This is a genomic window from Cutibacterium granulosum, from assembly GCF_900186975.1.
GTDB classification, from domain to species: domain Bacteria; phylum Actinomycetota; class Actinomycetes; order Propionibacteriales; family Propionibacteriaceae; genus Cutibacterium; species Cutibacterium granulosum.
The window spans coordinates 808,372-833,127 of record NZ_LT906441.1 but is presented as its reverse complement, the minus strand read 5'-3'; the positions used below and the strand labels follow the sequence as shown (position 1 = coordinate 833,127).

Here is a 24,756-nt window from a genome sequence, read left to right as displayed (position 1 = left end):
CGCCCCCTGCCGGGCCACCCCGTGCACTTCCGAGAACCACCAGAAGGATCCGTCATGTCTGCCGCACCATCCCTGTCTGCCGATTCCACCTGCCCATGTGGGTCTGGTGCACCACTGTCGCGGTGCTGCGGACCGGTTCTGGACGATCCACGCCGGGCCACCACTGCCGAGGCCCTCATGAGGTCGCGCTACACCGCGCACGTCCTGCACCGCTGGCAACACCTGTGGGCAACCTGGCATCCGCGTACTCGTCCCGACATCGTTGACGACCTGCCCATGGCTTGGACCGGGTTGACGATTGTCGACGTTGAGCAGGGACAGCCCGACGATGAGCAGGGAGTCGTGGAGTACGTCGCCCAGCACACTGCCGGGACCTTGCACGAGAAGGCCCGCTTCGAGTACCGAGCGCATCGGTGGCTCTACACCGATGGGGATCTGCTCGACTGACTTCCGTCGCGCGGCCCCGAGCACATGGAGGCTCCTGACCTGCCCACCGGCGCCCCGCACGCATGGATCCCGTCCGCCCCGCCAGGACATGATCGTGACATCTGAATGACAGCTGGCGTTCATGGTGATGTGACGTCATCGTCTTTCGATCATGGTCTCATGGCATCCGGGGTGGACGGGGCCCCATCGAGAGCCTTGCCAGCCCGAGCCACGATCAGTTGGGAACACGAGGAGACAGATTCATGTCGTCGATCAGTCGTCGTCTATTCGTCCAGGCCGGGGCCATGGTGACCCTGGCAGGGGTTGCCGTGCAGAGAGGATGGCCGGCCAATGCTGCCCCCTACACCAAGGACGGGACGGTTGACGGGCACCTCGGAGCACGTGGTTGCATCGCCCTGCTCCCCGACACCCAGTTCTACTCACGATACGGCGTCGAGTCAGCCGACCTGTTCGCCAAGCAGTACCCTGGCCTGCCCAACCCCTACGACTGTCAGACGCAGTGGATCGTCGATCACACCGCGGACTACCACATCGCCATGACCCACCACCTGGGTGACGTCTGCGACCAGTCCGGCGAGGGGCACGAGGACCAGTACGTCGTGGCCGATCGTGCCATGAAGATCCTGGACGACGCCAAGGTGTCCTACTCGGTGATCCCGGGCAACCACGACGTTGCCGACGACTTCCACTACTACCGCACGTGGTTCCCCAAGGATCGTCAGGCCCACTCCCCGAGCTTCCGCGAGATGGGGCCGAGCGGGATGTCGAACTGGCACGAGTTCACCGTCGCCGGCGTACCGATGATGGCCGTCAACGTGCCGTGGGGCTCCGACGGTGCAGACCTCGACTGGGCCGAGTCGGTGCTGAACGCCCACCCGACGGTGCCGACGATCATCACCACCCACCAGATCATCGACATCTCCCCCGACGGCACCGCGCTGTCCACCAGCTTCGGGCAGCGGCTGTGGGACCGGCTCATCAACCATCACAACCAGGTGTTCCTCACCGTCAATGGGCACCACCACGGGGCGACCAACCGCATTGTCACCAATGCTGCCGGTCAGCCGGTGTTCCAGCAGCTGCTCGACTACCAGATGGCCTACCAGGGCGGCAACGGGCTCATGGCGCTCATGGAGTTCGACTTCACCCACAACCAGCTGTGCCAGACCGCCTTCTCACCGTGGGTGCCACTCAAGGGTGAGCGTGCCAACTCGCTGGATCGCGCCCTGCTCACCGGGTCGGGAGACACCTGGGTGACGAGCTTCGACTTCGCCTCCCGGTTCGCCTCGTTCGACGCCGACTTCCACCCCACCGGTGAGGTTCCGGCAGCCACCACCGCCCTTCGCGCCCAGCTGCGCAAGGAGTTCACCCCGATCGCCGCACTGCCCCTCGTCAAGCCGGCGAACAACGCGGACTACCCCAAGCTTCCCGGAACCGTGGCCCACTGGCGTCCCACCGAGCAGGACGGCACACTCGTCGAACGGGACATCAGTGGCAATGGCAACGACATGACCCTGAAGAGGGCCGGGATCCTCACCAATGCGGCGGCCCTCGTCACCGACCACATGACGTACTCCAGTGCCGAGCACGCCGTTCACTTCACGCCCAGGGCCAAGCACGTGTTCGCCTACTTCGCCACGGCCAAGGACGCCCCCGTCAACAAGGAGCGCTTCGAGCAGGGCTACACCTTCGAGACGTTCATCAAGATCGACAAGGACTACGGTTCGAGCAACTACTGGGGCGCCTTCGTCTGCCGGGGCGGCAGACGAGGTGACCTGCCGAACTTCACGGTGGCTGGGGCGGACACCGACGATCTGGAGGAGCCACCGCTGTCCGGGGCCATCTCGAGCCTCAAGGAAGTGCAATGGGCCTTCACCGACACCGCCAAGGTGGGCAATGGGTACTCGGTGTGGTCCGGTGACGTCGACCTCGACAAGTGGTACCACCTCGTCGTCGTCGACGACCCCAGGGAGGGGTCGGTCGTCATGTACATCGACGGCGTGCCCATGCTGCGCAACCAGTACGGCACCGCCGGCCGCGCCCACGGCATCAACGGTTTCGACGATCGCCCGTGGATCATCGGCGGCAGCATCTACGACAACATCATGGACACCGGCTTCTTCGGAACCATCGGCGAGACGCGGCTGGTCGACCATCCGACCACGCCAGCTCAGTGGCTCACTGCTCGGGCCAGCAGTGAGCCGAGCCCCTCGGGCGCCCCGACCTCCGAGCCCAGCCCCACGGCGAGCCCGTCCGGGTCTGCAGGGCCGAGCACCGGCCCCAGCTCGACGAGTCCCAGTACCACGAAACCCAGCGCCACGGGGACCCCCGCCACACCCGGTGGCACCGGCTCGTCGGCCACGCCGGGTGGCAACCCCACCGTTGCAGACCCCGGGGCTGCCGGCCAGGCCCCCTCGGGTGGTGGACACGGTACGTCCCAGGCCCCGGGGGAAGGCGGCTGGCACCGGCTGCGCCTTCCCCGGACCGGCCGCTGAGCCTCCGAGGCTGACACTGGACTCGACTACGCTGGAGTCCCCCGGTCCACTGGAGCCTCCGGGGGTGCGCCTTGGCTGCGCTGTGCCCCTCTGTCATGGGCCACAGACTGAGCCAGGGCTGGCACGAGACGAACGGCGGGCCTCAGAGGATCCGCAGGCCGTCGCCGTCCTCGGTGCCGTCGAAGGTGACCGTGCTGCCCTCGGTGATCTGCCCGGCAAGGACGCGACGTGCCAGCTGGTCCTCGATCGTCGTCTGGATCTGACGACGTAGTGGACGAGCCCCGTAGACCGGGTCGAACCCGGCTCTGGCAAGCCATTCCTTGCCGGCATCGGTCACCTCGACACGAATCCGACGATCCGCCATCCGCGCATTGAGCTTGGCGATGTTGGTGTCGACGATGCGCGTGAGATCGGCCATCGACAACGGATCGAACATGATGATGTCGTCCAGCCGGTTGAGGAACTCAGGACGGAAGGTGGCACGCACCGTCGTCATCACCGACTCGTGCTTCTGCTCGACCGACAGACTCGCGTCGGAGAGGAACTGCGATCCCAGATTGCTGGTGAGCACGAGGATCGTGTTGCGGAAGTCGACCGTACGCCCCTGACCGTCGGTGAGACGCCCGTCGTCGAGCACCTGCAGCAGGATGTTGAAGACGTCGGGATGGGCCTTCTCCACCTCGTCGAGCAGGATGACCGAGTAGGGCCGACGCCGCACGGACTCGGTGAGCTGGCCACCCTCCTCGTAACCGACGTATCCCGGGGGCGCACCGACCAGCCGTGAGACCGAGTGCTTCTCCATGTACTCGCTCATGTCGATGCGCACCATGGCGGTCTCGTCGTCGAAGAGGAACTCGGCCAGGGACTTGGCGAGTTCGGTCTTGCCGACGCCGGTCGGCCCCAGGAAGAGGAACGACCCGGTGGGCCGGTTGGGGTCGGAGATGCCTGCCCGGGAGCGCCGTACCGCGTCGGCGACGCTCTGAACCGCACGATCCTGGCCGATGAGGCGCTCATGGATGCGCTCCTCCATGTGCAGCAGCTTCTCCTGCTCACCCTGCATCATGCGTCCCACCGGGATGCCGGTCCACGCCGAGACGACCTCGGCGACGTCGGTGCCCGAGACCTCCTCGGAGACCATCCGGGTGATCTCCTGCTCGTCCTGGGCAGCCTGGGCGAGTTCCTGCTCCAGGGCTGGGATCTGACCGTAGAGGATCTCGGAGGCCTTGCCGAAGTCTCCCTCCCGCTGGTGTTTCTCGGCAGTGGTGCGCAGCGAGTCGATTTGCGTCTTGAGCTCACCGACCTTGTTGAGACCAGCCTTCTCGGCCTGCCAGCGCGCCTCCAGACCGCGCAGGGCCTCCTGCTTGTCGGCCATGTCGGTGCGCAACCGGTCCAGACGTTGCCTGCTGGCCGGGTCGTCCTCCTTCTCGACGGCGAAGATCTCCATCTTCATGCGGTCCACGTCCCGACGCAGCGTGTCGATCTCCTCCGGGGAGGAGTCGATCTCCATGCGCAGCCGCGAGGCAGCCTCGTCAATGAGGTCGATGGCCTTGTCGGGGAGCTGTCGGCTGGTGATGTACCGATTCGACAGGCTGGCGGCGGCGACGAGGGCGCCGTCGGTGATGCGCACCTTGTGGTGGGCCTCGTAGCGCTCCCGCAGGCCGCGCAGGATGGCGATGGTGTCCTCCACCGTGGGCTCACCGACGTAGACCTGCTGGAAGCGCCGCTCCAGGGCTGGGTCCTTCTCGATGCGCTCGCGGTACTCGTCCAGCGTGGTGGCGCCGATCATGCGCAGCTCACCGCGTGCCAGCATGGGTTTGAGCATGTTCCCGGCGTCCATGGCGCCCTCGCCGGAGGCTCCGGCACCCACGACGGTGTGCAGCTCGTCGATGAAGGTGATGACCTTGCCCTCGGCCTCCTTGATCTCGTTGAGGACGGCCTTGAGGCGCTCCTCGAACTCACCGCGGTACTTGGCCCCGGCAACCATCGAGGACAGGTCCAGGGAGACGACCTGCCGCCCCTTGAGGGAGTCCGGCACGTCACCGGCGACGACGCGCTGGGCGAGTCCCTCGACGACTGCGGTCTTGCCGACGCCGGGCTCACCGATGAGCACCGGGTTGTTCTTGGTACGCCTGGCCAGCACCTGGACGACGCGACGGATCTCGGCGTCCCGGCCGATGACCGGGTCGAGTTTGCCGGACCGGGCCCGCTCGGTGAGATCGACGGAGTACTTGGCCAGCGCCGACTCCCCACCCTCGGACTCCTCGGAGGTGACGCGACGGTCACCGCGAGCCTCGTTGAACGCGGCAGTGAGGGTGTCGGGCTTGAGTCCCAGCCCAGTCAGGCCCGCCTGGACGTCGGAGGGCACCGCCGTCAACGAGATGAGCAGGTGCTCGGTGGCGACGAAGGAGTCGCCCAGGGCCTCGGCCCGGTTCTGGGCGTCGGCGACGACCCGGGCGAAAGCACCCGAGAGCTGCGGCTGGGCCACGGAGGCTCCAGAACTGGACGGAAGTTTGGCCATGGCGTCGGTGGCGAGACCATCCACGGTCTTGGGATCGATGCCCAGTGACGTCACCAACGGCCCGACGGTGTTGTCGGGAATGGTGAACAGGGCGTGCAGCAGGTGCGAGGGCTCCACGGACGGGTTCCCGTGGGCCAACGCGTGCCGGGAGGCGGCGGTGACCGCGTCCCGGCTCATCGTGGTGAGATTTGTGTCCATCTTTCCTCGCTTGGATCATGCTCATCGTGACGAACGACCAGAACCGTCATCAAAGTTGAGCGTCTTCGACTCAACTCTACTCCGATAGTCAAGAGCGCCGGCGGAATCATCGCGTGGAACCACTCGAGAGAGCCTTCCATTACGAACTGACAAGGGAAACATCACCCTTGCAGGAACCCACCCCGCTGCGACAGGCGATCCGGGCCCACATCGCACACCCCAGACCATCTCACGATGCGTACACATATCTCCGAATACTGATATGTCGGGAAAACTACGCGCATGGCAAAGGACAGTTCATCGCACCGTTCCGACACTCTGGTCATCGGTCTCATGATCTTTGGCCTGTGCTTCGGAGCCGGAAACCTGATCTTCCCTGTCCAACTCGGACGTCTGGCTGGAGGCGCAACCAGCTGGGCCGGGCTGGGCTTCCTGCTGACGGCCGTGGGCCTACCGATACTCGGCGTCGTCGCCACTGCGACATCTGAATCGAGGAGCCTGTACGAGATGACCTCGCACACCTGGCGGGGTTGGGCGACCTTCTTCACCTGCCTGCTCTACCTGACGATCGGTCCGGCATTCGCCATCCCCAGGACGGCAACGGTGTCCTTCGAGATCGGGGTGCGCCCCTTCCTCGCAGAAGGGCCCATGACGATCCCGCTGCTCGTCTTCACCCTCATCTTCTTCACCTTGGCCTTCCTGGTGGCCCTGCGCCCCGGACGTCTGCTGGATTGGGTGGGGCGCTTCCTCACCCCCCTGTTCCTCGTCCTGCTCGCCGTGCTCGTCGTCGCCACGATCGTCAAACCGATGCCCTCGGACGCCTCACGTGCTGCGCAGCCCCCCTACACCCAGATGCCTTTCCTGCAGGGCGTCCTGGACGGCTACAACACGATGGATGCCTTGGCGACCCTCGCCTTCGCCATCATCATCGTCGACGCCATCCACCAGGTGGGGCGTACCAGCCGACGCCAAGTGGCCTCCCAGGCCGCCACCTCGGGCATCGTCGCCCTGGTGGCCCTGTCGATCGTCTACATCTGCCTCATGTTCCTGGGCCGAACCTCACTGCCAACGGTTCCCGAGGCCGACAACGGTGGCACGGTGCTCGCCGAGACCGCACTGCACTACTACGGTCACCCCGGAGAGATACTCATCGGCGCCATCGTGCTCGTCGCCTGCCTCAAGACGGCCATCGGCCTCATCGCCGCCTGCGCCGAGATGTTCGCGACGATGTTCCCGCGCGCCATGTCGGTACGCGCATGGGTGGTGGTCTTCTCGATCGTCTCGACCCTCATCGCCAATGCCGGACTCGACGCCATCATCACCTGGGCTGTTCCGGTGCTCATGTTCGTCTATCCACTGGCCATCAGCACGATCATCCTCGGCCTGCTCACCCCGTGGCTGGGGCATGATCGCACCACGCACCGCTTCGTAACGGTGTTCGTGGCCGTCTCGGCGTTCTTCGACCTCGTCCGTGCCCTACCGGTGAATCTGCCTGGTGCCTCGGTCATCACGTCACTCGGCACGGCTGCCCTGCCAGGTTACGAGGCCGGGTTCGGATGGACCGTTCCATTCCTGGTGGGTCTGGCAGCAGGCATCATCGCCTCCAGGGCCAGGCGCAATCGTGACCCCTTGGAAGGTGGCGCAGGCAGAGCGGGGAACAGACGGCAGGATCCAGGGGCCTCACCCGCTCAGGACATCCCCGAGGCCGATCTGGAGAGTGTGCGGTGATGACGGTGGTCCGGGGATGAGACCGTTCCCACCCCGGACCACGCGCCTGCCAGCCCGGATCGGCCCCCCCACACACAACGCCGCAGCAGCGCGGTGAGGAGGGCAGGCTGAGCCGCTCAGCAGGCGTCCAGCATCTCCTGGAGCTTGTTGGCGGTGTCCTGCCAATCGGTGACGGACACGCAGCGAATCCCCATGGCCTTGACCGGGTAGTCATTGCCGTGCTCGTCGAGCCGGTCACCGTAGAAGACGACGTCCTCCTTGGCCAGGCCGGTCACCTCGAGCAACCGGGTGAGGCCGAACGACTTGTCACGTCCCACCCGGGTGATGTCCACTGACGTCGAGCCGCCAGCGCGCACCTCCAGGTCTGGTACTGCGGCGGCCACGTCGGCTGCCAGCCGCAGTTTCCTCTCCCCGGTGGGGTCCCACGTCTTCTTGGCCTCGACCGGGGCCTGCTGTCCCAGGGCGGAGAAGGTGATCTGGGAGGTGCGATCCTCGATACGTGGCCCCCAGGTGTGGTCCTCCCACAGTCCGAGGTCCTTGGCACAGTTCTCCAGGGCAGCGATGGCTCGGGACTTCTCGTCGTCGGTGAGCTCCTCGACGTAGCGGCACACCCACTGGGTGTCGTCGTCCAGCCGGTAGTACTGAGTGCCGCAGGCTGGCATGAGATGCAGCCCTCTCATGGGTGCGTCGACGTCCTCCAGCGCATCGATCACCTGGGTGCGGAACTGGCCGAACTGCCCTCCGGAGATGACGAGCACATCGGTGCGGCCCAGGAGGGCACCGAGGATTCGTGCCATGGGTTCGGGGATACGGGTCTTGGAAGGGGCCAGGGTGTCGTCGAGATCGAAGGCGACAACGGCGGGCAACGAATTGTTCACGCCCCCGACGGTATCAACCGTGCCGAATCCGACAATTCTCGTTCCACACCTGCCGTCCGGTTCCCCGTCCCCCCTGAATGCACGTCTCCAGGGCAGGTGCCCCGCATGCGCGTGAGCCCCATCTACGTGCGAACAGATGCCGCCGCGTCTCGCAGAACGATGGGAAATTCGGGTGTACCCCACCTACGTGCGAGCAGGTGGGGCATCCGTCAGAGGTTGGGGGATGGGGTCTCAGGCAATCGACGCCTGGTAGATGGAGTCGATGGAGTTCTCCAGTGTCGAGTTGAACTCCTCGTCGGACTGCTTGGCGTCCAGCCCCTCGGCGAGAGCACGCGAGAAGCTTGCGATGAGCCGGTGGTTGTGGGTGAGCAGCTCATTGGCCTGCTCACGGGAGTACCCACCGGACAGGGCGACGACACGCACGACCCGCGGATCGTCGATGAAGTCGGCGTACAGGTCGGGCTGGCTGGGAATCGTCAGCTTGAGCATGATCCGGGCGTCGTCGTCAAGGGCATCGATGTGCTCACGGATGTGCCGGTGCAGCAGCTCCTCGGCCTCCTGCTTGCGTGCGGCGTGGATGTCCACCTCGGGCTCGAGGATCGGCACCAGACCAGCAGCGCACACCTGATCGCCCAGCTCGAACTGCTGATCCACGATCCTGCCGATACCCACCTCGTCGTAGTCGACGATGACCGAGCGTTCCTTGGTGCCGAAGATGTGCTTGTCCTCCACGGCGCGGTGCAGCAGCTCGTCCAGACCGGGGATGGGCTTCATCACCTTGACGTGGTTGTCCTCATCGGCCAGGCCCTTGTCGATCTTGAGGAAGGGGACGATCCCCTTGCGCTGCCACAGGAAGTCGGCCGTCGGCATGCCCTCGACCTCACGATCCATCGTCATCTCGAAGAGGATCGCAGCAAGAATGTGCTCACTGGTGAATGCCGGGCTGGTGATGATCCGGGTACGCATCTCGTGCACGAGATCGAACATGCGGTCCTTGTCGTCGCCATAGGCCGACTCCTCGATGCCATAGGCACGCAGGGCCTTGGGAGTCGAGCCACCCGACTGATCCAGTGCTGCGACGAAACCCGGTGCGGTGTGCATGCGCTCCAACTGCTGGGTGTCCATGACGTGTCCTCCAACTCCTCATTGACTCCGGTGACACTGCAAGTCTAGGCCGTGGGCTGCCGGAAACCACGGGAATGGCACCAGACCGAAACGGCGTAGGGCGAACACGGTGGGCACTGACGTCATCACCGTCTGAGATGACGCCACCGGCGCTCCAGGTACACCAGGGCATCACTGTCCCGATCGCCCAGATCGATCCGGTCGATCTGCACCGCCCAGACGGCTGAGGGGCCGGCATCCATGACGTCTCGTACCCAGCCGTGCAGATGCGGGCCGCTCACGTCGAGCTCGGGGGCTCCTTCCGACGACATCTGCCACCGGACCCCGGCATAGTGATCGGCTCCCGGGCAGGCGAAGACGTTGGCCAACTCCTCGGCATCGGCATTGAGCATGTGGACGATGACACGCCCACCGCGGGTGAGTTGCCGGGAGGTGGATGTCGTCCGTCCGGCGGAGAACACGATGATGGCCGGCTCCACCGCCACCGAGATGAGGGAGGATGCCGTGAGCCCCTCCGGACCATTCGCCCCGTTGACGGTGATGATGGCCGCCCCGGCAGGATGGTGTCGAAAGGCCGTGGCCAACTGTGCCTTGAGCTGTTGGGCGTGGCCGAGGGATGGCTGTGCGTCGATCGGGAGTTCACCGCCGACAGGGGGCCCACCACTGGCACGCACATCGTGGGACATCGTCACACTCCAAGACTGACACCGACCCGCCCGGAGATTCCACCTGGACAGGCTCGTCGCTCCATGATCTCGCATCCCGTGAAGTGCGTGGGCCATCGGAGTGAAAATCTTCTCTGGTGAGTCATCCGAGGCATCCCTCACCATGGGGAGGCAATCTTCATCACTGGACTCGGCCATGCACACCCGCTGGCTGCTGGCAGGGCCACCGGTGGCACCGGTCCTTGACCATCGTCCTCAAGGACTGTTGCGAATCATCCCACGGCATGACGCCACCTTCATGACCTGCCCGTAGGCTGACGAGGTGACTTTCCGGGAGATCAACGAGTGGTTCAACAGACGACCCATGGTCATGGACGGGATCTTCGCGGTACTTCTCGCCCTCATCGTCTTTCCCAGCACCCCGATCAGCGACTGCCAGCCTGGCAGCCTGGCCTTCCTGGGCTGCATCCTCTGGGGTCTCGTCCAGGTCGTCGTGCTGGTGTGGCGGCGGACTCGACCCACCATCATGGTGGCCGGCACGGCGGTGTGCAGTGTGCTCACCGTCATCTTCTGCGACTCCTTCCAGCCCTCGGCGATCCTGGTTCCCATCGCGATCTTCGCGAGCGTCACCTATGGCAGGACGCGTCGCGGGGCTCGGGCGTGGCTGGCAGTGGCCATGGTGGGGGCCATCCTCGCCGGATGGCGATGGGGCTGGTGCATCACCCGGCCGTACGGCACCGTCAAGGAGGCCGCCAAGTCGTGGGGCACGTTCTCCATCTCATGCGCCCTGGTGGTGTTGCTGGCATGGTTCGCCGGCAGTTTCGCACGAGCACGGCGTCTCAATCTGCTGGCGCTGCGTCAGCGTGCCGAGGACCTGGAACGTGAACGTGACCAACGCATCAAACTGGCCACCCAGGAGGAACGCGCCCGGATAGCTCGCGAGATGCACGACATCGTCGCCCACTCCCTGTCCGTCATCGTCGTGCAGGCAGACGGAGGCGCATACCTTGTCCATCACGAGGAGGTCGGTGATCTGCAAGCCAGACTCGACTCGGCTGCCAGCGCGCTCGACACCATTGCGGAGACGGCCCGGGAAGCGCTCACCCAGACCCGCAGGCTCGTGGGAGTGCTGCGCGACGACTCCGGCGAACCGCTCGTCCTCTCACCAGCGGAAACCCTCGACAGCATCCCCGAACTCATCGAACGCACCCAGTCCGTCCTGGACGTCGCCCTGAGCATCGAGGGCGCCCCGGACAGCCACCCGCCACTGGAGCGGGGTGCCGAGTTCGCCATCTACCGCGTGGTCCAGGAATCCCTCACGAACATCATCAAGCACGCCGGCCCCCAGGCCCATGCCCTGGTGACGATCATCCATCGACCGAGTGGGGTGCGCGTCGAGATCGTCGATGACGGCGCAGGTGCCCCCGAGGGGGTCTCGTCCAGCGGTGGGGTCGACGGCGGCGGCCACGGCCTGGTGGGAATGCGCGAGCGGATCGGCGCCTGGGGAGGCACGGTGGAGGCCGGCAACCGGGCAGCCGGCGGGTTCCGCGTCTTCGCCTCGGTGCTCGTCACGGCGGCTGAGGGCGAGGACCCGTCAACTGAGGTGGGGGAACACCGTCATTCCTGACGGGGTCTGCCGTACGCACCTGCGATAATGGCCACAGTCTCACCGGGAGGGTATCCATGGAACGTCAGCACGACGAGTCCATCCGTCTGTTGCTTGCCGATGATCAGGAAATGGTACGCACGGGGTTCCGCATGGTTCTGGACGCCCAACCCGACATGAGCGTCGTCGCGGAGGCGTCCAACGGCTCCGAAGCCGTCCAGCTGGCCACCGACTTGTCCCCCGACGTCGTCCTCATGGACATCCGCATGCCCCTCATGGACGGCTTGGCGGCCACCGAACGAATCGTCTCGCACACCAATTCCCGTGTTCTGGTGCTCACCACCTTCGACATCGACGAGTACGTGCATCGCGCACTACGCGCCGGGGCATCCGGCTTCCTCCTCAAGGACGCCGGGCCTGCCGATCTGCTCGCCGGGGTACGCACCGTGCACCAGGGCAACGGGGTCGTCGCACCGAGCGCAACGCGCCGTCTCATCGAGAAGTTCCGGGACGATGGTTTCGGCTCCTCGAGCGATCCGTCCATCGTTGCGGCGCTCTCGGAACGGGAGGTCGAGGTGCTCACCTGTGTGGGACGCGGCCTCACCAACGCCGAGATCGCCGAGGAACTCTACCTGGCCGAGACCACCGTCAAGACGCACATCAGCCACATCCTCACGAAACTGGATCTACGGGACCGAGTCCACATGGTCATCACGGCGTACAACGCCGGCCTGGTGCAGCCCAGCCAGGACCTCGACTGAGCATGGGCGGTGTCACACCAGCCCGCGGGAGCGCAGTGCGGGGATGACCCGGTGCACGAGCAGCGGGGCCTGACGTGGATCGTTCGCAGCGGTGGCCAGAGGTGTCCACTCGTACTCGGCGATCTCGTGGTCCGGCTCCGGATGAGGCCAGGACGGGTCCCAGTCACGCAGGAACACCGTGCAGCTGATGCCCTCGGCGTCGCCGTTGGCCGCATCGGCCTGGAAGGTTCCGAGCGGTTGCAGGAGGCTCGGGTCGAGCTGGAACCGTAGCTCCTCGGCCACCTCACGCACCGCCGCGGCACGGGCCGTCTCACCGGGTTCGATCTTTCCACCGGGCAGGATGAAATGGTCCGTACCCGTCTTGCGCACATTGAGACAGCACCCGTTGCGCATCAGGCACACTGCGGAAAGATCGAGAATCACGGTGCGAACGTTACCTCGACACCTCGTCGGCGCCGAATAGGATGCTCGTCATGAGCAACACCGCCCCACCTCCGGATCCTGAAGTCGCGAAGGCCAGCACGGCCGAGTCGTGTTCGAGCAAGGACGTGCGCCTTCCCCGGCAGGCTGCCACCGATCTGCCCGAGTCCGAGGACGGGGCACCTGCCGCGCAGGCACCTGGGGAGTCGGACGGGTCGGGGTTGAATCGCGGCCTGCGCAACCGTCACATCCAGCTCATCGCCTTGGGCGGGGCCATCGGCACCGGACTGTTCTACGGGGCCGCCGATTCGATCGGGGCCGCAGGTCCGGCGATCCTCGTGTGCTACCTCATTGGCGGAGCAGTCATCTACCTCATCATGCGTGCCCTGGGCGAGATGAGTGTGCACCGCCCCACCTCGGGGGCCTTCTCCGAGTACGCCCACGACTACTGGGGAGAGCTGCCCGGATTCGTCTCGGGCTGGAACTACTGGTTCAACTACATCGCGGTGTCGATGGCGGAACTGTCGGTGGTGGGCATCTACGTCAACTACTGGTTCCCCTCGGTGCCCAGCTGGCTCTCGGCCGCCGTGCTGCTCGTCGTCGTCACCGTCATCAACCTGCTTCACGTGCGCGCCTACGGGGAGTTCGAGTTCTGGTTCGCCATCGTCAAGGTGGTCGCGATCATTGCCATGGTGCTGCTCGGAGCGTGGGTCATCGTCATCGGTGCACCGTCTGCCGCACCCACCGGGGTGGCCAACCTGTGGAACGATGGCGGGTTCTTCCCCACCGGAATTTCCGGGGTGGCACTGGGATTCGTCGTCGTCATGTTCAGTTTCGGCGGGGTGGAACTCATCGGCATCACCGCTGGGGAGGCCACCGATCCACGCCGATCCATTCCCAAGGCCATCAATCAGGTGGTGTACCGCATCTTGCTGTTCTACATCGCTGCCCTGTTCGTCATCGTCTCGATCGTTCCGTGGCGCTCCATCGATGGACGGTCCAGCCCATTCGTGCAGATCTTCGACTCCGTCGGCATCCCGGCCGCTGGAACGATACTCAACATCGTCGTGCTCACCGCGGCGGTTTCGGCCTACAACTCCGGCCTGTACTCCAACGGACGTATGCTGCACTCCCTGGCCCACCAGGGCAATGCCCCAGCCGTGCTGGGACGCACCAGCCGTTCGGGGTCGCCGTGGGTGGCGGTGCTCGTCTCCAGTGCCATGACCGCACTCGCCGTCGTGCTGGTGGCCGTGCTGCCAGATCAGGCGTTCGGCTACATCATGTCGATCGCGCTGGCCGCCGGGATCATCAACTGGACGATGATCGTCATCACGCAGATGAGGTTCCGTCGCCGCATCGATCCCCGGACCCGTGCTGGGTTGACGTTCACCATGCCAGGTGCCCCGGTGACGAACTGGATCGTCCTGGCCATGCTCGCCGTGACGGTCGTCATCATGCTCACCTCCCCGACCTATCGCATCGCGATCCTCGTGGGAGTCATCTGGCTGGCGATACTCATCGCTGCTGGCAGGCTGACACACCGTGACGTGGATTCCCACGACGCTGTTGGGGGACAATCATGACCGTGACACTCGATTTCCTCGCAACCCATCAGATCCTCACGATCCTGGTGGTGCTCGCCCTGGGGGCCCTGTTCGGGCAGATCAAGTTCGGACCGCTGCGGTTCGGCGCCGCTGGTGCCCTCTTCATGGGGCTGGCCGTCGGGGCGCTGGATCCACGTCTGGGGCAGGGGCTCGGCATGGTCAAGAGCCTGGGTGTGGTGCTGTTCTGCTACACGGTGGGGTTGGCTGCGGGATCGACCTTCCTGTCGGACCTCAAACGCCAGTGGACGCTCATGGTCGCCGGCATCGTCGGGCTCGTCGCCATGGCGGCAGCGGCGCTGGGGATCGGTTCGCTGTGTGGTCTGTCGAACGCTCACGTCGCCGGGTTGTACGCCGGCGCCCTCACCTCGCCGGCGATCGACGCCGCGACGTCGGCGACCCACGGTGCTGGGAACACCCTCGTCGGCTATGCCCTGTCGTACCCCACCGGTGTCGTCGTCGCCATGATCATGGTGACCTTCATCGCCCGCCGGAAGTGGCCCGCCACCAAGGACAACACGTCGATGGCCGATGCCGGTATCACCGCCGTGTCCACCGTCGTGGATCGTCCGACGTCGATGCGTGCAACCCCGGGCTACCAGGACAGCCAGATTCAGATGTCGTACCTGCTGCGCGAGGGCCAGATGTCCCTCGTCTCCCCCGACCAGGATCTGCATCCTGGTGACGAGGTGCTCGTCGTGGGCAACCCCGACGACGTCTCCCGGGCCGTGGCGCACCTGGGCCATGTCTCCACACGCCGTCTCACCGACCACCGGCAGGAGATCGACTTTCGCCGATTCCTCGTCTCGAATCCAGCGCTGGTCGGCAGGCGACTTGGTGACATCGACGTCCTGGGACGTACGAACGGCAGGGTGACCCGGGTGCGTCGCGGAGATCTCGACATGTTGGCCAGTGATGACACCATCCTCAAGGCCGGGGACCGCGTGCTGTGCGTCGTCCCGTCGTGGCGAATCAACGACGCCGCCGACCTCTTCGGTGACTCCGAGGCGAACGTCTCCCAGGTCGATGCCCTGTCGCTGGGACTCGGCGCCGCCCTCGGACTGGCTCTGGGGGCCTTGTTCGTCGCCCTGCCCGGGGGACTCGTCTTCGAACTCGGTGCTGCCGCCGGCCCGCTCGTCATGGGCATGATCCTGGGGGCCCTGCACCGCACGGGCCCTATCCGTTGGGAACTTCCGCACGCCACCAACGCGGTGCTGCGTCAGCTGGGGCTCATGCTCTTCCTGGCCTGCGTCGGGCTTGCCTCCGGGCCGGCCTTCCTCTCCCAGGCGGCGACGTGGAACGGCTTGGCCGTCATCCTCACCTCGGCAGTCTCGCTGGCCATCGGTGGGGCCATCCTCATCGCCGCAGCACATCTGCTCAAGCTGTCCGCCCCACGGGCCACGGGTGCCTTCGCAGGGTTCGTCGGGCAGCCAGCGATCCTCGGGTACGCCAACAACCTCGTCAACGACGAACGCATCGAGTCGGCCTACGGCGCCCTGTTCGCACTGGGCACCGTCGTGAAGATCATGGTGGTGCAGGTGATCGCGCTCATCTGAGACGAGGGGACACCCCCTGCGCCGTCGACCCAAGCACCTACGCGCGTCAGATGATCAAGGCAGATGCCGAAGGGATCAGCGGTGGCGTCCCGGTAGGGCCAGCTGGGCGTGGATGACCTTGCGCCCCAGGTGCACTCGCCCGGTGGATTCGGCGGTGAAGACGCGGGGGTCGACCTGGTCCTCGTAGGCCATGGCCTGCATGCGACGCACCGTCGCCGAGAGCTGTTCCACCTGGTCGTCGAGCTGGGCGATGCGTCGTTGCAGCTCAAGGATGCGTTGGATGCCGTTGAGGTTGACCCCCTCCTCCTGGGAGAGGTGTTGGATCATCCGCAGGGCTGCGACATCGGCGGGTGAGTAGCGTCTGCCCCGTCCCCTGGCGCGGGAGGGAACCACCAGCCCGATCCGGTCGTAGGTGCGCAGGGTCTGCGGGTGCATACCAGCCAGTTCCGCCGCCACCGAGATGGGGAAGATCGCGGCATCCCGGTCGATGGTTGCCAGTCCGGTTGCGCCAACCTTGGGGCGCCGACGCATGATCAGTTCACCTCCCAGGGTCGTGGATTGGGTTGACGAGCCTCGTCACGGAATCGCGTGAGGAGGTCGCGGGCCGAATCGTCCAGATTCTGGGGCACGACGACCTGGACCGTCGCCAGCAGGTCGCCCCTCGTCCCGTTGGAACGCGGCACGCCACGGCCCCGGATCCGGAAGGTACGTCCATCGGGAGTGCCGGCGGGGATCTTGAGACGCACCGTCCCACCGTCGACCCGGGGAACGCTCACCTCGGCGCCCAGAGCGGCCTCGGGGAAGGTCACCGGGACGTTGACCGTCACCGACGACCCGTCGCGTCCGAAGATGGGGTGGGCACGCACGTGCACCAGCACGTAGAGGTCTCCGGCCGGGCCGCCGTTCTCACCGGGCGACCCCTTTCCTCGGATACGGATCTTCTTGCCGTCCTCCACACCAGCCGGGATGCGCACCTGCATGGTACGGGTGGAGCGAGCTCGCCCCGATCCGTGACAGATGGGGCAGGGATCCTCGACGATCAGGCCGCGACCATTGCACTGCGGACACGGCTCGGTGCTGGCGAAGACGTCCCCCGTCGTGTTGGCCCTGATACCCGAGCCCTGGCAGGAGGGGCAGGTCGTGGGCAGGCTGCCGGCCCGGGCACCCGTGCCACGGCATGCCGAGCACGCCTCCTGGGAAACCATCTGCAGGCTCACCGTGGTGCCGTCGATGGCATCGATGAAATCGATCGTCGTCTCGCCGGTGACGTCGGCCCCGCGACGGGACCGACGGGCCGTGGAGCGTGCCGATCCGGCACTGCCGAACAAATTGCTGAAGACGTCCCCCAACCCGTCGCCGTTGCTGGCGGTACGCAGGAAGTCCTCGACGTTGACCGAGCTGGTGCGTCCTCCCCCGCCGGGGAATCGGAATCCACCGCCCGCCCCGAAGAGACTGCGGGCCTGGTCGTACTCCTTGCGCTTGCGGGGGTCCGACAGGACGTCATTGGCCTCCGAGGCCTCCTTGAATCGGGCCTCGGCAGCCTTGTCACCCGGATGGGAGTCCGGATGGTTGTCACGGGCGATCTTGCGAAACGCCTTCTTGATCTGCTCGGGCTTGGCGTCCTTGGAGACGCCCAACACCTTGTAGTAGTCCTTGTCGGCGAAGTCCTTGGTGCTCACCGTGCGCCTCCTCTCATGTCACGTATTCCTTCATCCAGTGTGCAACGACGGCATCGTCACGGTTCGACGCCGCCCCTGAACGCGCGACGGCCATCCCGTCACCACGACTCAGTCTTGTCGGCTTGGTTCAGTCTGTCGGCTTGGTCTTGTCGTCATTCGACGACTCGTCGGGAGCCGTGTCGGTGGCGGCGACGTCATTGGCATGCTCCGAGTCGTCCTGGGCGGCATGGGGATCAGGCTCGGAGACGGCCACACGCGCTGGGCGCAGCACTCGATCCTCGATGCGGTAGCCGGGTTGCATGACCTGCGAGACGCAGGTGACGCGGGCTCCCTCCAGAGGCATCTGCATGAGGGCCTCGTGCAGCATCGGGTCGAACTCGTCGCCAATCTCACCGAAACTCTCCAGGCCGTGGGCGCGACTCACCTTCTCAAGCTCGTCGGCCACCAGCTTGAAACCGCCCTCGAGTTCGCCATGCTGCCGGGCCATCGCCACGGAGTCCAGCACGGGCATGAGATCGGCGAGCACCTTCTCGATCCCGGAGCGCTTGGACAGGTCACGGTCCCGGTCGACGCGCCGCTTGTAGTTGACGTACTCGGCCTGCAGACGCTGCAGGTCCTCGGTGCGCTCGGTGAGCATCGTCTCGAGCTGCTGCTCCTTGCTGGGGGCCTCTTCCACGTCGACTCCCTCGACGATCTGCTCGAATGCGTCGTCGACGTCATCACCGTGGGAGTCGTCCTGCTCGGTTCCGTCCGGCTGTGCGCCGGCGGCGGTCTCGTCGGCGGCCTCCTCGCGCTGAGCGTCCAGCTTCTCCTTGTCGCGGGGATCCTCGGGGTCCGGGGTGAGGTTGTCGTTCTGGCTCATGTCATCCTTTGCGTGGGTGTGGGTGATGTGAGAGGGCCGCCCGTGTCCGTCTGGGGTCACGAGCGGCCCATCGCTGTCAGGTCAACAGACCTGCATCACGTCACTTGTCGGAGTCGTTCTCGTCGTCGACGATCTCGGCATCGACGACGGTGTCCCCATCGTCACCGGCATTGTCGGTGGGAGCCTGCTCGGAGGTCTGGGCCTCCTGCTGGGCAGCGGCGTAGATGGCCTGTCCCATGGCCGAGGCCTTCTGGTTGAGGTCCTCCATGGCAGCCTTGATCTCGTCGTCGTTGTCGGTGCCCTTGAGGGCCTCCTTCAACTTGGCGATGGACTCGGTCACCGGAGCCTTGGTGTCCTCGGGGATCTTGTCGCCATTCTCCTCGAGCAGCTTCTCGGTGCGGAAGGCCAGGGCGTCGGCCTCGTTGCGCATCTCGACGGCCTCGCGACGCTTCTTGTCGGCATCGGCGTTGGCCTCGGCCTCCTTGACCATGCGGTCGATCTCGTCCTTGCCGAGAGCCGATCCACCAGTCACCGTCATAGACTGTTCCTTGCCGGTGGCCATGTCCTTGGCGTGGACGTGGACGATGCCGTTGGCGTCGATGTCGAAGGAGACCTCGATCTGCGGGATGCCGCGCGGGGCAGGCATGAGGCCCGTGAGCTCGAAGTTGCCCAGCGACTTGTTGTCGTGGACGAACTCGCGCTCACCCTGGTACACCTGAATCATCACCGACGGCTGGTTGTCCTCGGCGGTGGTGAACACCTCGGACCGCTTGGTCGGGATGGTGGTGTTGCGCTCGATGATCTTCGTCATGACACCACCCTTGGTCTCGATGCCGAGGCTCAGCGGGGTGACGTCGAGCAGCAGCACGTCCTTGACCTCGCCCTTGAGCACACCGGCCTGCAGGGAGGCACCCAGGGCCACGACCTCGTCGGGGTTGACACCCTTGTGCGGCTCCTTGCCGGCAAGCTCGGTGACCAGATCGGAGACGACCGGCATACGGGTGGAGCCACCCACGAGGATGACCTCGTCGATCTGGGAGACGTTGAGGCCGGCGTCCTTCATGACGGCATTGAAGGGGGTGCGGCACCGCTCGAGCAGGTCGGAGGTCATGCGCTGGAACTCGGCGCGGGTGAGCTTCTCGTCCAGGTGCAGCGGGCCGGCGGAACCAGCAGTGATGTAGGGCAGGTTGATCTGGGTCTCAGAGGTCTGCGAGAGCTCGATCTTGGCACGCTCGGCAGCCTCCTGCAGACGCTGCTTGGCCATCTTGTCGGCACCCAGGTCGATGCCATTGGCGTCCTTGAAGCGCTTGACGAGCCAGTCGACGATGCGCTGGTCCCAGTCGTCACCACCGAGGTTGTTGTCACCATTGGTGGCCTTCACCTCGAAGACACCTTCGGAGATGTCGAGCAGGGAGACGTCGAAGGTACCGCCGCCGAGGTCGAAGACTAGGACGGTCTGATCCTTCTCGGTCTTGTCGAGGCCGTAGGCCAGGGCTGCAGCAGTCGGCTCGTTGACGATGCGGTCGACCGTCAACCCGGCAACCTCACCGGCCTCCTTGGTGGCCTGACGCTGGGCATCGGAGAAGTAGGCCGGCACGGTGATGACGGCATTGGTGACCGGCTCACCCAGGTAGGCCTCGGCGTCACGCTTGAGCTTCTGCAGCACGTAGGCACTGATCTGCTGGGGACGGTAGTCCTTCTCGTCGATGGAGACCTTCCAGTCCGTGCCCATGTGGCGCTTGACGGAACGGATGGTGCGGTCCACGTTGGTGACCGCCTGACGCTTGGCCACCTCACCGACGAGCACCTCACCGGCGTTGGTGAAGGCAACGACGGACGGCGTGGTGCGAGCGCCCTCCGCATTGGCGATCACCGTCGGCTCGCCACCTTCGAGCACAGCCACACACGAGTTGGTGGTTCCCAGGTCAATTCCGACTGCACGAGCCATCTCTGCCATTCCTCCCGGACGTCACGTCCTGTTCGTTGTTCATTCCTCGAACCCAGCGCTTGGCATGGATTCATCGAGCTTTCCGCCACCCAAGGTCCCCTTGAGTGGCAACGACTCAAGGCTAGCCATTGAGTCGATCTCTATCAAGGCGACAAGGAGAGTTTTTCGTGATTCTTGAGCAGGGTGGACTCAAGTGTCGTCAGGGGCCTTGCACCATCAGCACGACGAACGCCGGAGCCCCGAGGGACTCCGGCGTCAGCTCAACACAGGACGTTGGCCGCGCGATGACCGCCGTGCGCAGCACGCCGTGATGGTTCAGTGAAAGTATGGGATGAGCAGGTACAGACCGTACAGGACGATGAGCCCGGCAACGCCGATGGCCGACCACCCCAGGACGATGAGCCCGGTAGCGCCATCCTTGCCAGCCTCGCTGCGTGCATGGGCACGGTCCAGCATGAGCGCACCGCCGGAAACGATGGAGACGATGAGTACGGTGGCTGCAATGGTGACGATGGCCACCAGCCCGAGGGATGCCCAGTCGATGTTCATGCTGCGGCCTTTCCAGTGGCGGCGGGGGCCTTGCGACGCACGCCCACCTGGGTGGAGTCATTGACGTTCCGGTGGTCAACCTTGTGCTGGTTGGCCTGTCGGACGATGAGGGTGGCCATGATGGCCAGCAGGACGAGGTCGACGATGACGCCCCACGTACCCTGACCGGCGATCGCCGAGGTCAGGGCGCCGACGAGCGCAGCAGCCGGCAGGGTGACCAGCCAGGCGACGACCATTTTCCCGGCGGTGGCCCACCGAACCTCGGTGTGACGCCCCAGACCGGAACCAAGGATCGATCCCGAGCAGACATGGGTGGTCGACAGCGCGAAACCCAGGTGGGAGGACGCCAGGATGGCGGCAGTGGAAGCCGTCTCGGCGGCAAAACCTTGCGGGGACTCGATGTCGCACAGCCCCTTGCCCATGGTGCGCATGATGCGCCAGCCGCCGGAGTAGGTGCCCAGACCGATGGCACAACCGGCCGCCAGGATGACCCACCACATCGGGCCGGTGCCAGAGCTCTGGTATCCCGCCGCGATGAGGACGAGGGTGATGATGCCCATCGTCTTCTGCCCGTCGGAGGTGCCGTGGGCCAGCGCGACCATGGAGGCCGAGACCCGCTGACCGTTGAGGAACATCCGCGAGGAGTGGTGTGCGGTGTGGTCGGTGAGGCGGTAGGCCAGCCACGTGGCCAGCAGGGATGCGATACCTGCCACGAACGGGGCGACGAGCGCTGGAAGGATGATCTTGCTCATGATCTTGCCGGCGTGGATGCCACTCATTCCGGCCTCCACCAGCACCGCCCCGATGAGACCACCGAACAGCGCGTGGGACGAGCTGGACGGCAGTCCGAACAGCCAGGTCCCGAGATTCCAGATGATGGCTCCGATGAGACCGGCGAAGACCATCGGTACGGTGACGAGCTGATCGTTGACGATGCCACCGGAGATCGTCTTGGCGACCTCCGTGGACAGGGACGCCCCGAGGACGTTGAGAACGGCCGCGATGACGACGGCCACCTTGGGTTTGAGCGCGCCGGTGGCCACCGAGGTGGCCATGGCGTTGGCTGAGTCGTGGAAGCCATTGGTGAAGTCGAACGCCAGTGCCGTGACGACGACGATGATGACGATGAGCAGTGTTGAACTCATGTATGTGTTCCTCAGAAGCGCGTTCACCCGGTCGGGAGGGACGTCGGTCGGTGTGATGCTTCCGGTTTCGACGTGATCGGTGCAGTCCCCGACTCGAAACGCGAAGGCCACGCAAGACGATAGACCTCAGCGCGATGCGCTCCTAATCGATCTGACGGTCATGTCAGGGTGACATGAAAAGTTCATTTTCAGTTCACCTGTGGCCGCCATATCGTGGAGGGCGACACGCCCGACTTCTTGGTGGACGCCCCATCCCGAAGGATCATTTCACATGACTGCACGACCCTCTGCTGCCGCCTTGGCACGCATCATCGACCACACCCTGCTCAAGCCTGAGTCCACGGCTGACGACGTCGCAGCCCTGGCCCGTCGCGCCGTGCAGCTGGGCACCTGGTCCATCTGCGTCTCGCCCACGATGCTGCCGATCGAGGATGTGAGCATGGGACCGGTGAAGGTGTGCACGGTCGTCGGGTTCCCCTCGGGCAAGCACAGTGCCAACATCAAGGCTGCCGAAGCTGCCGAGGCCGTGCGCAACGGGGCCGACGAAGTGGACATGGTCATCAACCTCGGGTTGCTCATTGCCGGTGACGCCGACGCCGTGCAGGCCGAGATCGCCGCCGTGCGCCGAGCCGCCCCGAGCCCCACCGTGCTCAAAGTCATCATCGAGTCCGCTGCGCTCGACGACGACCAGATCGTGCTCGCCTGCCGGACCGCCGAGGCCGCTGGGGCCGATTTCGTCAAGACCTCCACCGGGTTCCATCCGGCTGGCGGGGCGAGCGTCCATGCAGTCGAGCTCATGGCAGGCACCGTCGGCGGGCGTCTGGGGGTCAAGGCATCCGGCGGTATTCGCGACTACGAGACGGCCTGCGCCATGATCGAGGCAGGGGCCACCCGCCTGGGCGTCTCGTCAACCGACGCAATCCTCGCCGGAGCACCGCGCGAGCAATGACATTCCGGAAACCGTCGGGCAGGTGAGCGTCCGATCCCTCACGCTGATTCGGCTGCAGACCAGCTGTTGGCCACGTCAGGCAGGACTCGGCTTTCCTCGCGTCGAGGGTGGCGACCAGGCCTGGATCAGTCCCAGTACTCAATGTGCAGGGTGACACCGTCGCCGATCTGAATGGTGTCCGCAGCGCTGATGCCCACCGTCCTGCCCGGGTCGACGTAGATCTCCTCGCCATCGGGGTGCTCCACCACAGTGCCATTGGTGGAGTCCATGTCGATGACGTCGAATCCCCATCGGCTCGGGGCGATCATGGCGTGGCTGCGACTGATGTCATGGGCGGGCGAGTGCACCTTCATGAGCGCAATGTCAGCATCATCGTTCTCGGTGCTGGGAGCGCGCCCCACCAGGACCGGGCCATCGAGATCGGCTTGCTCACCGGTGGATGAGATGAGGACGGGGCGTCCACGCGGGGCAGGCTCATCGTCCCACGACTCCTCGTTCGTATTGCCGAACAGCTCGGCAACGTCCTCGTCCGTCGGTACGGTGGATCCTTGCTCGTCGGAGGAACCACCTGTCTCTTCCGGCTCCGGCGATGGCGAGGAGTCCATGGACCGTGCCGGCATCGGTGCGTCGAGGTCGCTCTCATCAGCAGAGGGAAGGGGCGTCAGGTGGGTTCCGGTCGACGTCGATGCACCGAGCGAGCATCCCGCCGGGGGCTCGTCATCAAGGATCTGGTCGGCATGGTCAAAGAAGGAATCTTCACCGCTCGACGGCTGGTGATCGGCAGACCTGGGCTGATCGCCAGCAATCCTGAGCACCTGGTTGGCGCCGGTGGCGTCGATCGTCACCATCGAGGCCATCGCGACGCCGAGCATGAGCGGCATTTCCAGGCCCTCAGCACCCTCCTCGTCCATCTCCACACGGATGACGCTCGGGTCGAGGACGGTTTCGTTCCAGGTGAGGAGCCCCTCACCGCTGTTGACGACGTCACCCTGGGAGTCACGCACGACGACGCTCCCCCTGGCCAGGGACCACATGTTCCTGCCACGCCAGAAGAACATCGCCATGCTTGGCATCTGGGAGAGTCCGATGGTGGTCAGGGTGGACACCAGATCCTCGACGTCGGCTGCCTGGACCACCTGGTCCCAGATCGACGCCACCAGTTCCGCGTGGCGCGGGGCAGCCGGCTGCATGATGACCAAGCTGCTGGCACCGGCAAGAACCACCCAGGAACCGGGGGTGTAGCTGGCACGCCATGCACCAAAAGACTGGGTCATGAATCCTCCAAAGTGACGAGACTAGCGACAACCTGTGGCCGTCCGATCAATCCCACCCTATTGCAGAGCAGGCCGATGATCCGAGCATGGTGAGCAGCTGGGCAGAAAACTCACCCACTGCAACGACCTGCCGGTGCACGGGGTCAGGCAGTCCTCCGATCCCGCCAGGAAATACGCCAACCCGGCTTCGATGAAGAATCCCTACGTGTCGTCGAGTCGTGTGAACCCCGCCACGGTTCTGACACAGAACGTCATTCGCGACGCGCAGTTCTGGGCTCACCAGGCCTTTCACCCCGGGACACACCACAACAAAATCATCATGGCCCCGGGGAGGGCACGGCCGCTTTCTCAC

Annotated in this window: 19 protein-coding genes and 1 pseudogene; 8 read left to right on the top strand and 12 right to left on the bottom strand. The window is 65.4% G+C overall.

What is annotated here, in order from left to right; translation table 11 throughout:
- The first annotated feature begins 54 nt into the window (after positions 1-54).
- Positions 55-447, top strand: a complete 393-nt coding sequence (locus CKV91_RS03435; protein WP_095140956.1) for a YchJ family protein — start codon at positions 55-57, stop codon at positions 445-447.
- A 242-nt stretch (positions 448-689) separates the two neighbouring features.
- Positions 690-2,942 carry a LamG-like jellyroll fold domain-containing protein gene (locus tag CKV91_RS03430; protein ID WP_095140955.1) on the top strand — a complete coding sequence of 751 codons (2,253 nt, stop codon included), beginning with the start codon at positions 690-692 and terminating at the stop codon, positions 2,940-2,942.
- 142 nt (positions 2,943-3,084) lie between these two features.
- Here CKV91_RS03430 and clpB read toward each other — a convergent pair whose 3' ends face one another.
- Positions 3,085-5,658 (bottom strand): ATP-dependent chaperone ClpB, encoded by a 2,574-nt coding sequence (gene clpB, locus CKV91_RS03425; protein WP_065860797.1) that lies wholly within the window; start codon positions 5,656-5,658, stop codon positions 3,085-3,087.
- A gap of 282 nt (positions 5,659-5,940) precedes the next feature.
- Between clpB and brnQ the strand changes: the two are divergent.
- Positions 5,941-7,275, top strand: a pseudogene (gene brnQ, locus CKV91_RS03420) (branched-chain amino acid transport system II carrier protein); the annotation flags it as partial.
- Between the two features lie 227 nt (positions 7,276-7,502).
- On the opposite strand, the gene CKV91_RS03415 reads toward brnQ, so the two are convergent.
- The 3 genes from CKV91_RS03415 to CKV91_RS03405 form a co-directional block, all read right to left on the bottom strand.
- Positions 7,503-8,264, bottom strand: a complete 762-nt coding sequence (locus CKV91_RS03415) for an HAD-IIB family hydrolase (protein WP_021103917.1) — start codon at positions 8,262-8,264, stop codon at positions 7,503-7,505.
- Between the two features lie 231 nt (positions 8,265-8,495).
- On the bottom strand, positions 8,496-9,389 hold the full coding sequence (locus CKV91_RS03410) for a fructose bisphosphate aldolase (protein ID WP_065860799.1): 894 nt from the start codon (positions 9,387-9,389) through the stop codon (positions 8,496-8,498).
- Positions 9,390-9,514: 125 nt separating this feature from the next.
- Positions 9,515-10,075, bottom strand: a complete 561-nt coding sequence (locus CKV91_RS03405) for a flavin reductase family protein (protein WP_021103915.1) — start codon at positions 10,073-10,075, stop codon at positions 9,515-9,517.
- Positions 10,076-10,376: 301 nt separating this feature from the next.
- On the opposite strand from CKV91_RS03405, the gene CKV91_RS03400 reads away from it, so the two are divergent.
- Complete coding sequence (locus tag CKV91_RS03400) at positions 10,377-11,681, top strand: sensor histidine kinase (protein WP_065860801.1); 1,305 nt, start codon at positions 10,377-10,379, stop codon at positions 11,679-11,681.
- A gap of 56 nt (positions 11,682-11,737) precedes the next feature.
- Positions 11,738-12,421 carry a response regulator gene (locus tag CKV91_RS03395; RefSeq protein WP_021106138.1) on the top strand — a complete coding sequence of 228 codons (684 nt, stop codon included), beginning with the start codon at positions 11,738-11,740 and terminating at the stop codon, positions 12,419-12,421.
- 12 nt (positions 12,422-12,433) lie between these two features.
- Here the strand turns inward: CKV91_RS03395 and CKV91_RS03390 are convergent, their stop codons facing one another.
- Positions 12,434-12,814, bottom strand: coding sequence for an NUDIX hydrolase (locus tag CKV91_RS03390; protein ID WP_036957875.1), 381 nt, complete (start codon positions 12,812-12,814; stop codon positions 12,434-12,436).
- Positions 12,815-12,894: 80 nt separating this feature from the next.
- On the opposite strand from CKV91_RS03390, the gene CKV91_RS03385 reads away from it, so the two are divergent.
- Together CKV91_RS03385 and CKV91_RS03380 are read left to right on the top strand one after the other, a co-directional pair.
- Positions 12,895-14,424: an amino acid permease gene (locus CKV91_RS03385; protein WP_095141071.1), complete on the top strand. Its 1,530-nt coding sequence runs from the start codon at positions 12,895-12,897 to the stop codon at positions 14,422-14,424.
- Complete coding sequence (locus CKV91_RS03380) at positions 14,421-15,998, top strand: aspartate:alanine exchanger family transporter (RefSeq protein ID WP_021103907.1); 1,578 nt, start codon at positions 14,421-14,423, stop codon at positions 15,996-15,998. The genes CKV91_RS03385 and CKV91_RS03380 overlap by 4 nt, the downstream gene beginning before the upstream one ends.
- Positions 15,999-16,073: 75 nt before the next feature.
- Here CKV91_RS03380 and CKV91_RS03375 read toward each other — a convergent pair whose 3' ends face one another.
- From CKV91_RS03375 to CKV91_RS03350, 6 genes are all read right to left on the bottom strand, one after another.
- On the bottom strand, positions 16,074-16,529 hold the full coding sequence (locus CKV91_RS03375) for a heat shock protein transcriptional repressor HspR (RefSeq protein ID WP_021103906.1): 456 nt from the start codon (positions 16,527-16,529) through the stop codon (positions 16,074-16,076).
- Between the two features lie 2 nt (positions 16,530-16,531).
- Complete coding sequence (dnaJ, locus tag CKV91_RS03370) at positions 16,532-17,677, bottom strand: molecular chaperone DnaJ (protein WP_021103905.1); 1,146 nt, start codon at positions 17,675-17,677, stop codon at positions 16,532-16,534.
- A 127-nt stretch (positions 17,678-17,804) separates the two neighbouring features.
- On the bottom strand, positions 17,805-18,539 hold the full coding sequence (gene grpE, locus CKV91_RS03365) for a nucleotide exchange factor GrpE (RefSeq protein WP_095140954.1): 735 nt from the start codon (positions 18,537-18,539) through the stop codon (positions 17,805-17,807).
- A gap of 100 nt (positions 18,540-18,639) precedes the next feature.
- Positions 18,640-20,487, bottom strand: a complete 1,848-nt coding sequence (dnaK, locus tag CKV91_RS03360; RefSeq protein ID WP_021103903.1) for a molecular chaperone DnaK — start codon at positions 20,485-20,487, stop codon at positions 18,640-18,642.
- Between the two features lie 315 nt (positions 20,488-20,802).
- Entirely contained in the window at positions 20,803-21,036 is a 234-nt protein-coding gene (locus tag CKV91_RS03355; RefSeq protein ID WP_021103902.1) for a hypothetical protein, read from the bottom strand.
- On the bottom strand, positions 21,033-22,181 hold the full coding sequence (locus CKV91_RS03350) for an inorganic phosphate transporter (protein ID WP_021106143.1): 1,149 nt from the start codon (positions 22,179-22,181) through the stop codon (positions 21,033-21,035). The genes CKV91_RS03355 and CKV91_RS03350 overlap by 4 nt, the downstream gene beginning before the upstream one ends.
- Positions 22,182-22,452: 271 nt before the next feature.
- On the opposite strand from CKV91_RS03350, the gene deoC reads away from it, so the two are divergent.
- Positions 22,453-23,130: a deoxyribose-phosphate aldolase gene (deoC, locus tag CKV91_RS03345; protein WP_021103900.1), complete on the top strand. Its 678-nt coding sequence runs from the start codon at positions 22,453-22,455 to the stop codon at positions 23,128-23,130.
- Positions 23,131-23,255: 125 nt separating this feature from the next.
- Here the strand turns inward: deoC and CKV91_RS03340 are convergent, their stop codons facing one another.
- Positions 23,256-24,404, bottom strand: coding sequence for an FHA domain-containing protein (locus CKV91_RS03340; protein ID WP_065860802.1), 1,149 nt, complete (start codon positions 24,402-24,404; stop codon positions 23,256-23,258).
- Positions 24,405-24,756 lie beyond the last annotated feature (352 nt).

Bases quoted from the DNA above. Each gene is read 5' to 3' on its own strand.
- CKV91_RS03405 (WP_021103915.1), bottom strand. From the start codon at position 10,075: ATGTCCCACGATGTGCGTGCCAGTGGTGGGCCCCCTGTCGGCGGTGAA.
- CKV91_RS03355 (WP_021103902.1), bottom strand. From the start codon at position 21,036: ATGAACATCGACTGGGCATCCCTCGGGCTGGTGGCCATCGTCACCATT.
- CKV91_RS03375 (WP_021103906.1), bottom strand. From the start codon at position 16,529: ATGCGTCGGCGCCCCAAGGTTGGCGCAACCGGACTGGCAACCATCGAC.
- dnaK (WP_021103903.1), bottom strand. From the start codon at position 20,487: ATGGCTCGTGCAGTCGGAATTGACCTGGGAACCACCAACTCGTGTGTG.
- CKV91_RS03385 (WP_095141071.1), top strand. From the start codon at position 12,895: ATGAGCAACACCGCCCCACCTCCGGATCCTGAAGTCGCGAAGGCCAGC.
- CKV91_RS03435 (WP_095140956.1), top strand. From the start codon at position 55: ATGTCTGCCGCACCATCCCTGTCTGCCGATTCCACCTGCCCATGTGGG.
- CKV91_RS03350 (WP_021106143.1), bottom strand. From the start codon at position 22,181: ATGAGTTCAACACTGCTCATCGTCATCATCGTCGTCGTCACGGCACTG.
- deoC (WP_021103900.1), top strand. From the start codon at position 22,453: ATGACTGCACGACCCTCTGCTGCCGCCTTGGCACGCATCATCGACCAC.
- CKV91_RS03410 (WP_065860799.1), bottom strand. From the start codon at position 9,389: ATGGACACCCAGCAGTTGGAGCGCATGCACACCGCACCGGGTTTCGTC.
- CKV91_RS03380 (WP_021103907.1), top strand. From the start codon at position 14,421: ATGACCGTGACACTCGATTTCCTCGCAACCCATCAGATCCTCACGATC.
- CKV91_RS03340 (WP_065860802.1), bottom strand. From the start codon at position 24,404: ATGACCCAGTCTTTTGGTGCATGGCGTGCCAGCTACACCCCCGGTTCC.
- CKV91_RS03395 (WP_021106138.1), top strand. From the start codon at position 11,738: ATGGAACGTCAGCACGACGAGTCCATCCGTCTGTTGCTTGCCGATGAT.
- CKV91_RS03430 (WP_095140955.1), top strand. From the start codon at position 690: ATGTCGTCGATCAGTCGTCGTCTATTCGTCCAGGCCGGGGCCATGGTG.
- CKV91_RS03390 (WP_036957875.1), bottom strand. From the start codon at position 12,814: ATGCGCAACGGGTGCTGTCTCAATGTGCGCAAGACGGGTACGGACCAT.
- grpE (WP_095140954.1), bottom strand. From the start codon at position 18,539: ATGAGCCAGAACGACAACCTCACCCCGGACCCCGAGGATCCCCGCGAC.
- clpB (WP_065860797.1), bottom strand. From the start codon at position 5,658: ATGGACACAAATCTCACCACGATGAGCCGGGACGCGGTCACCGCCGCC.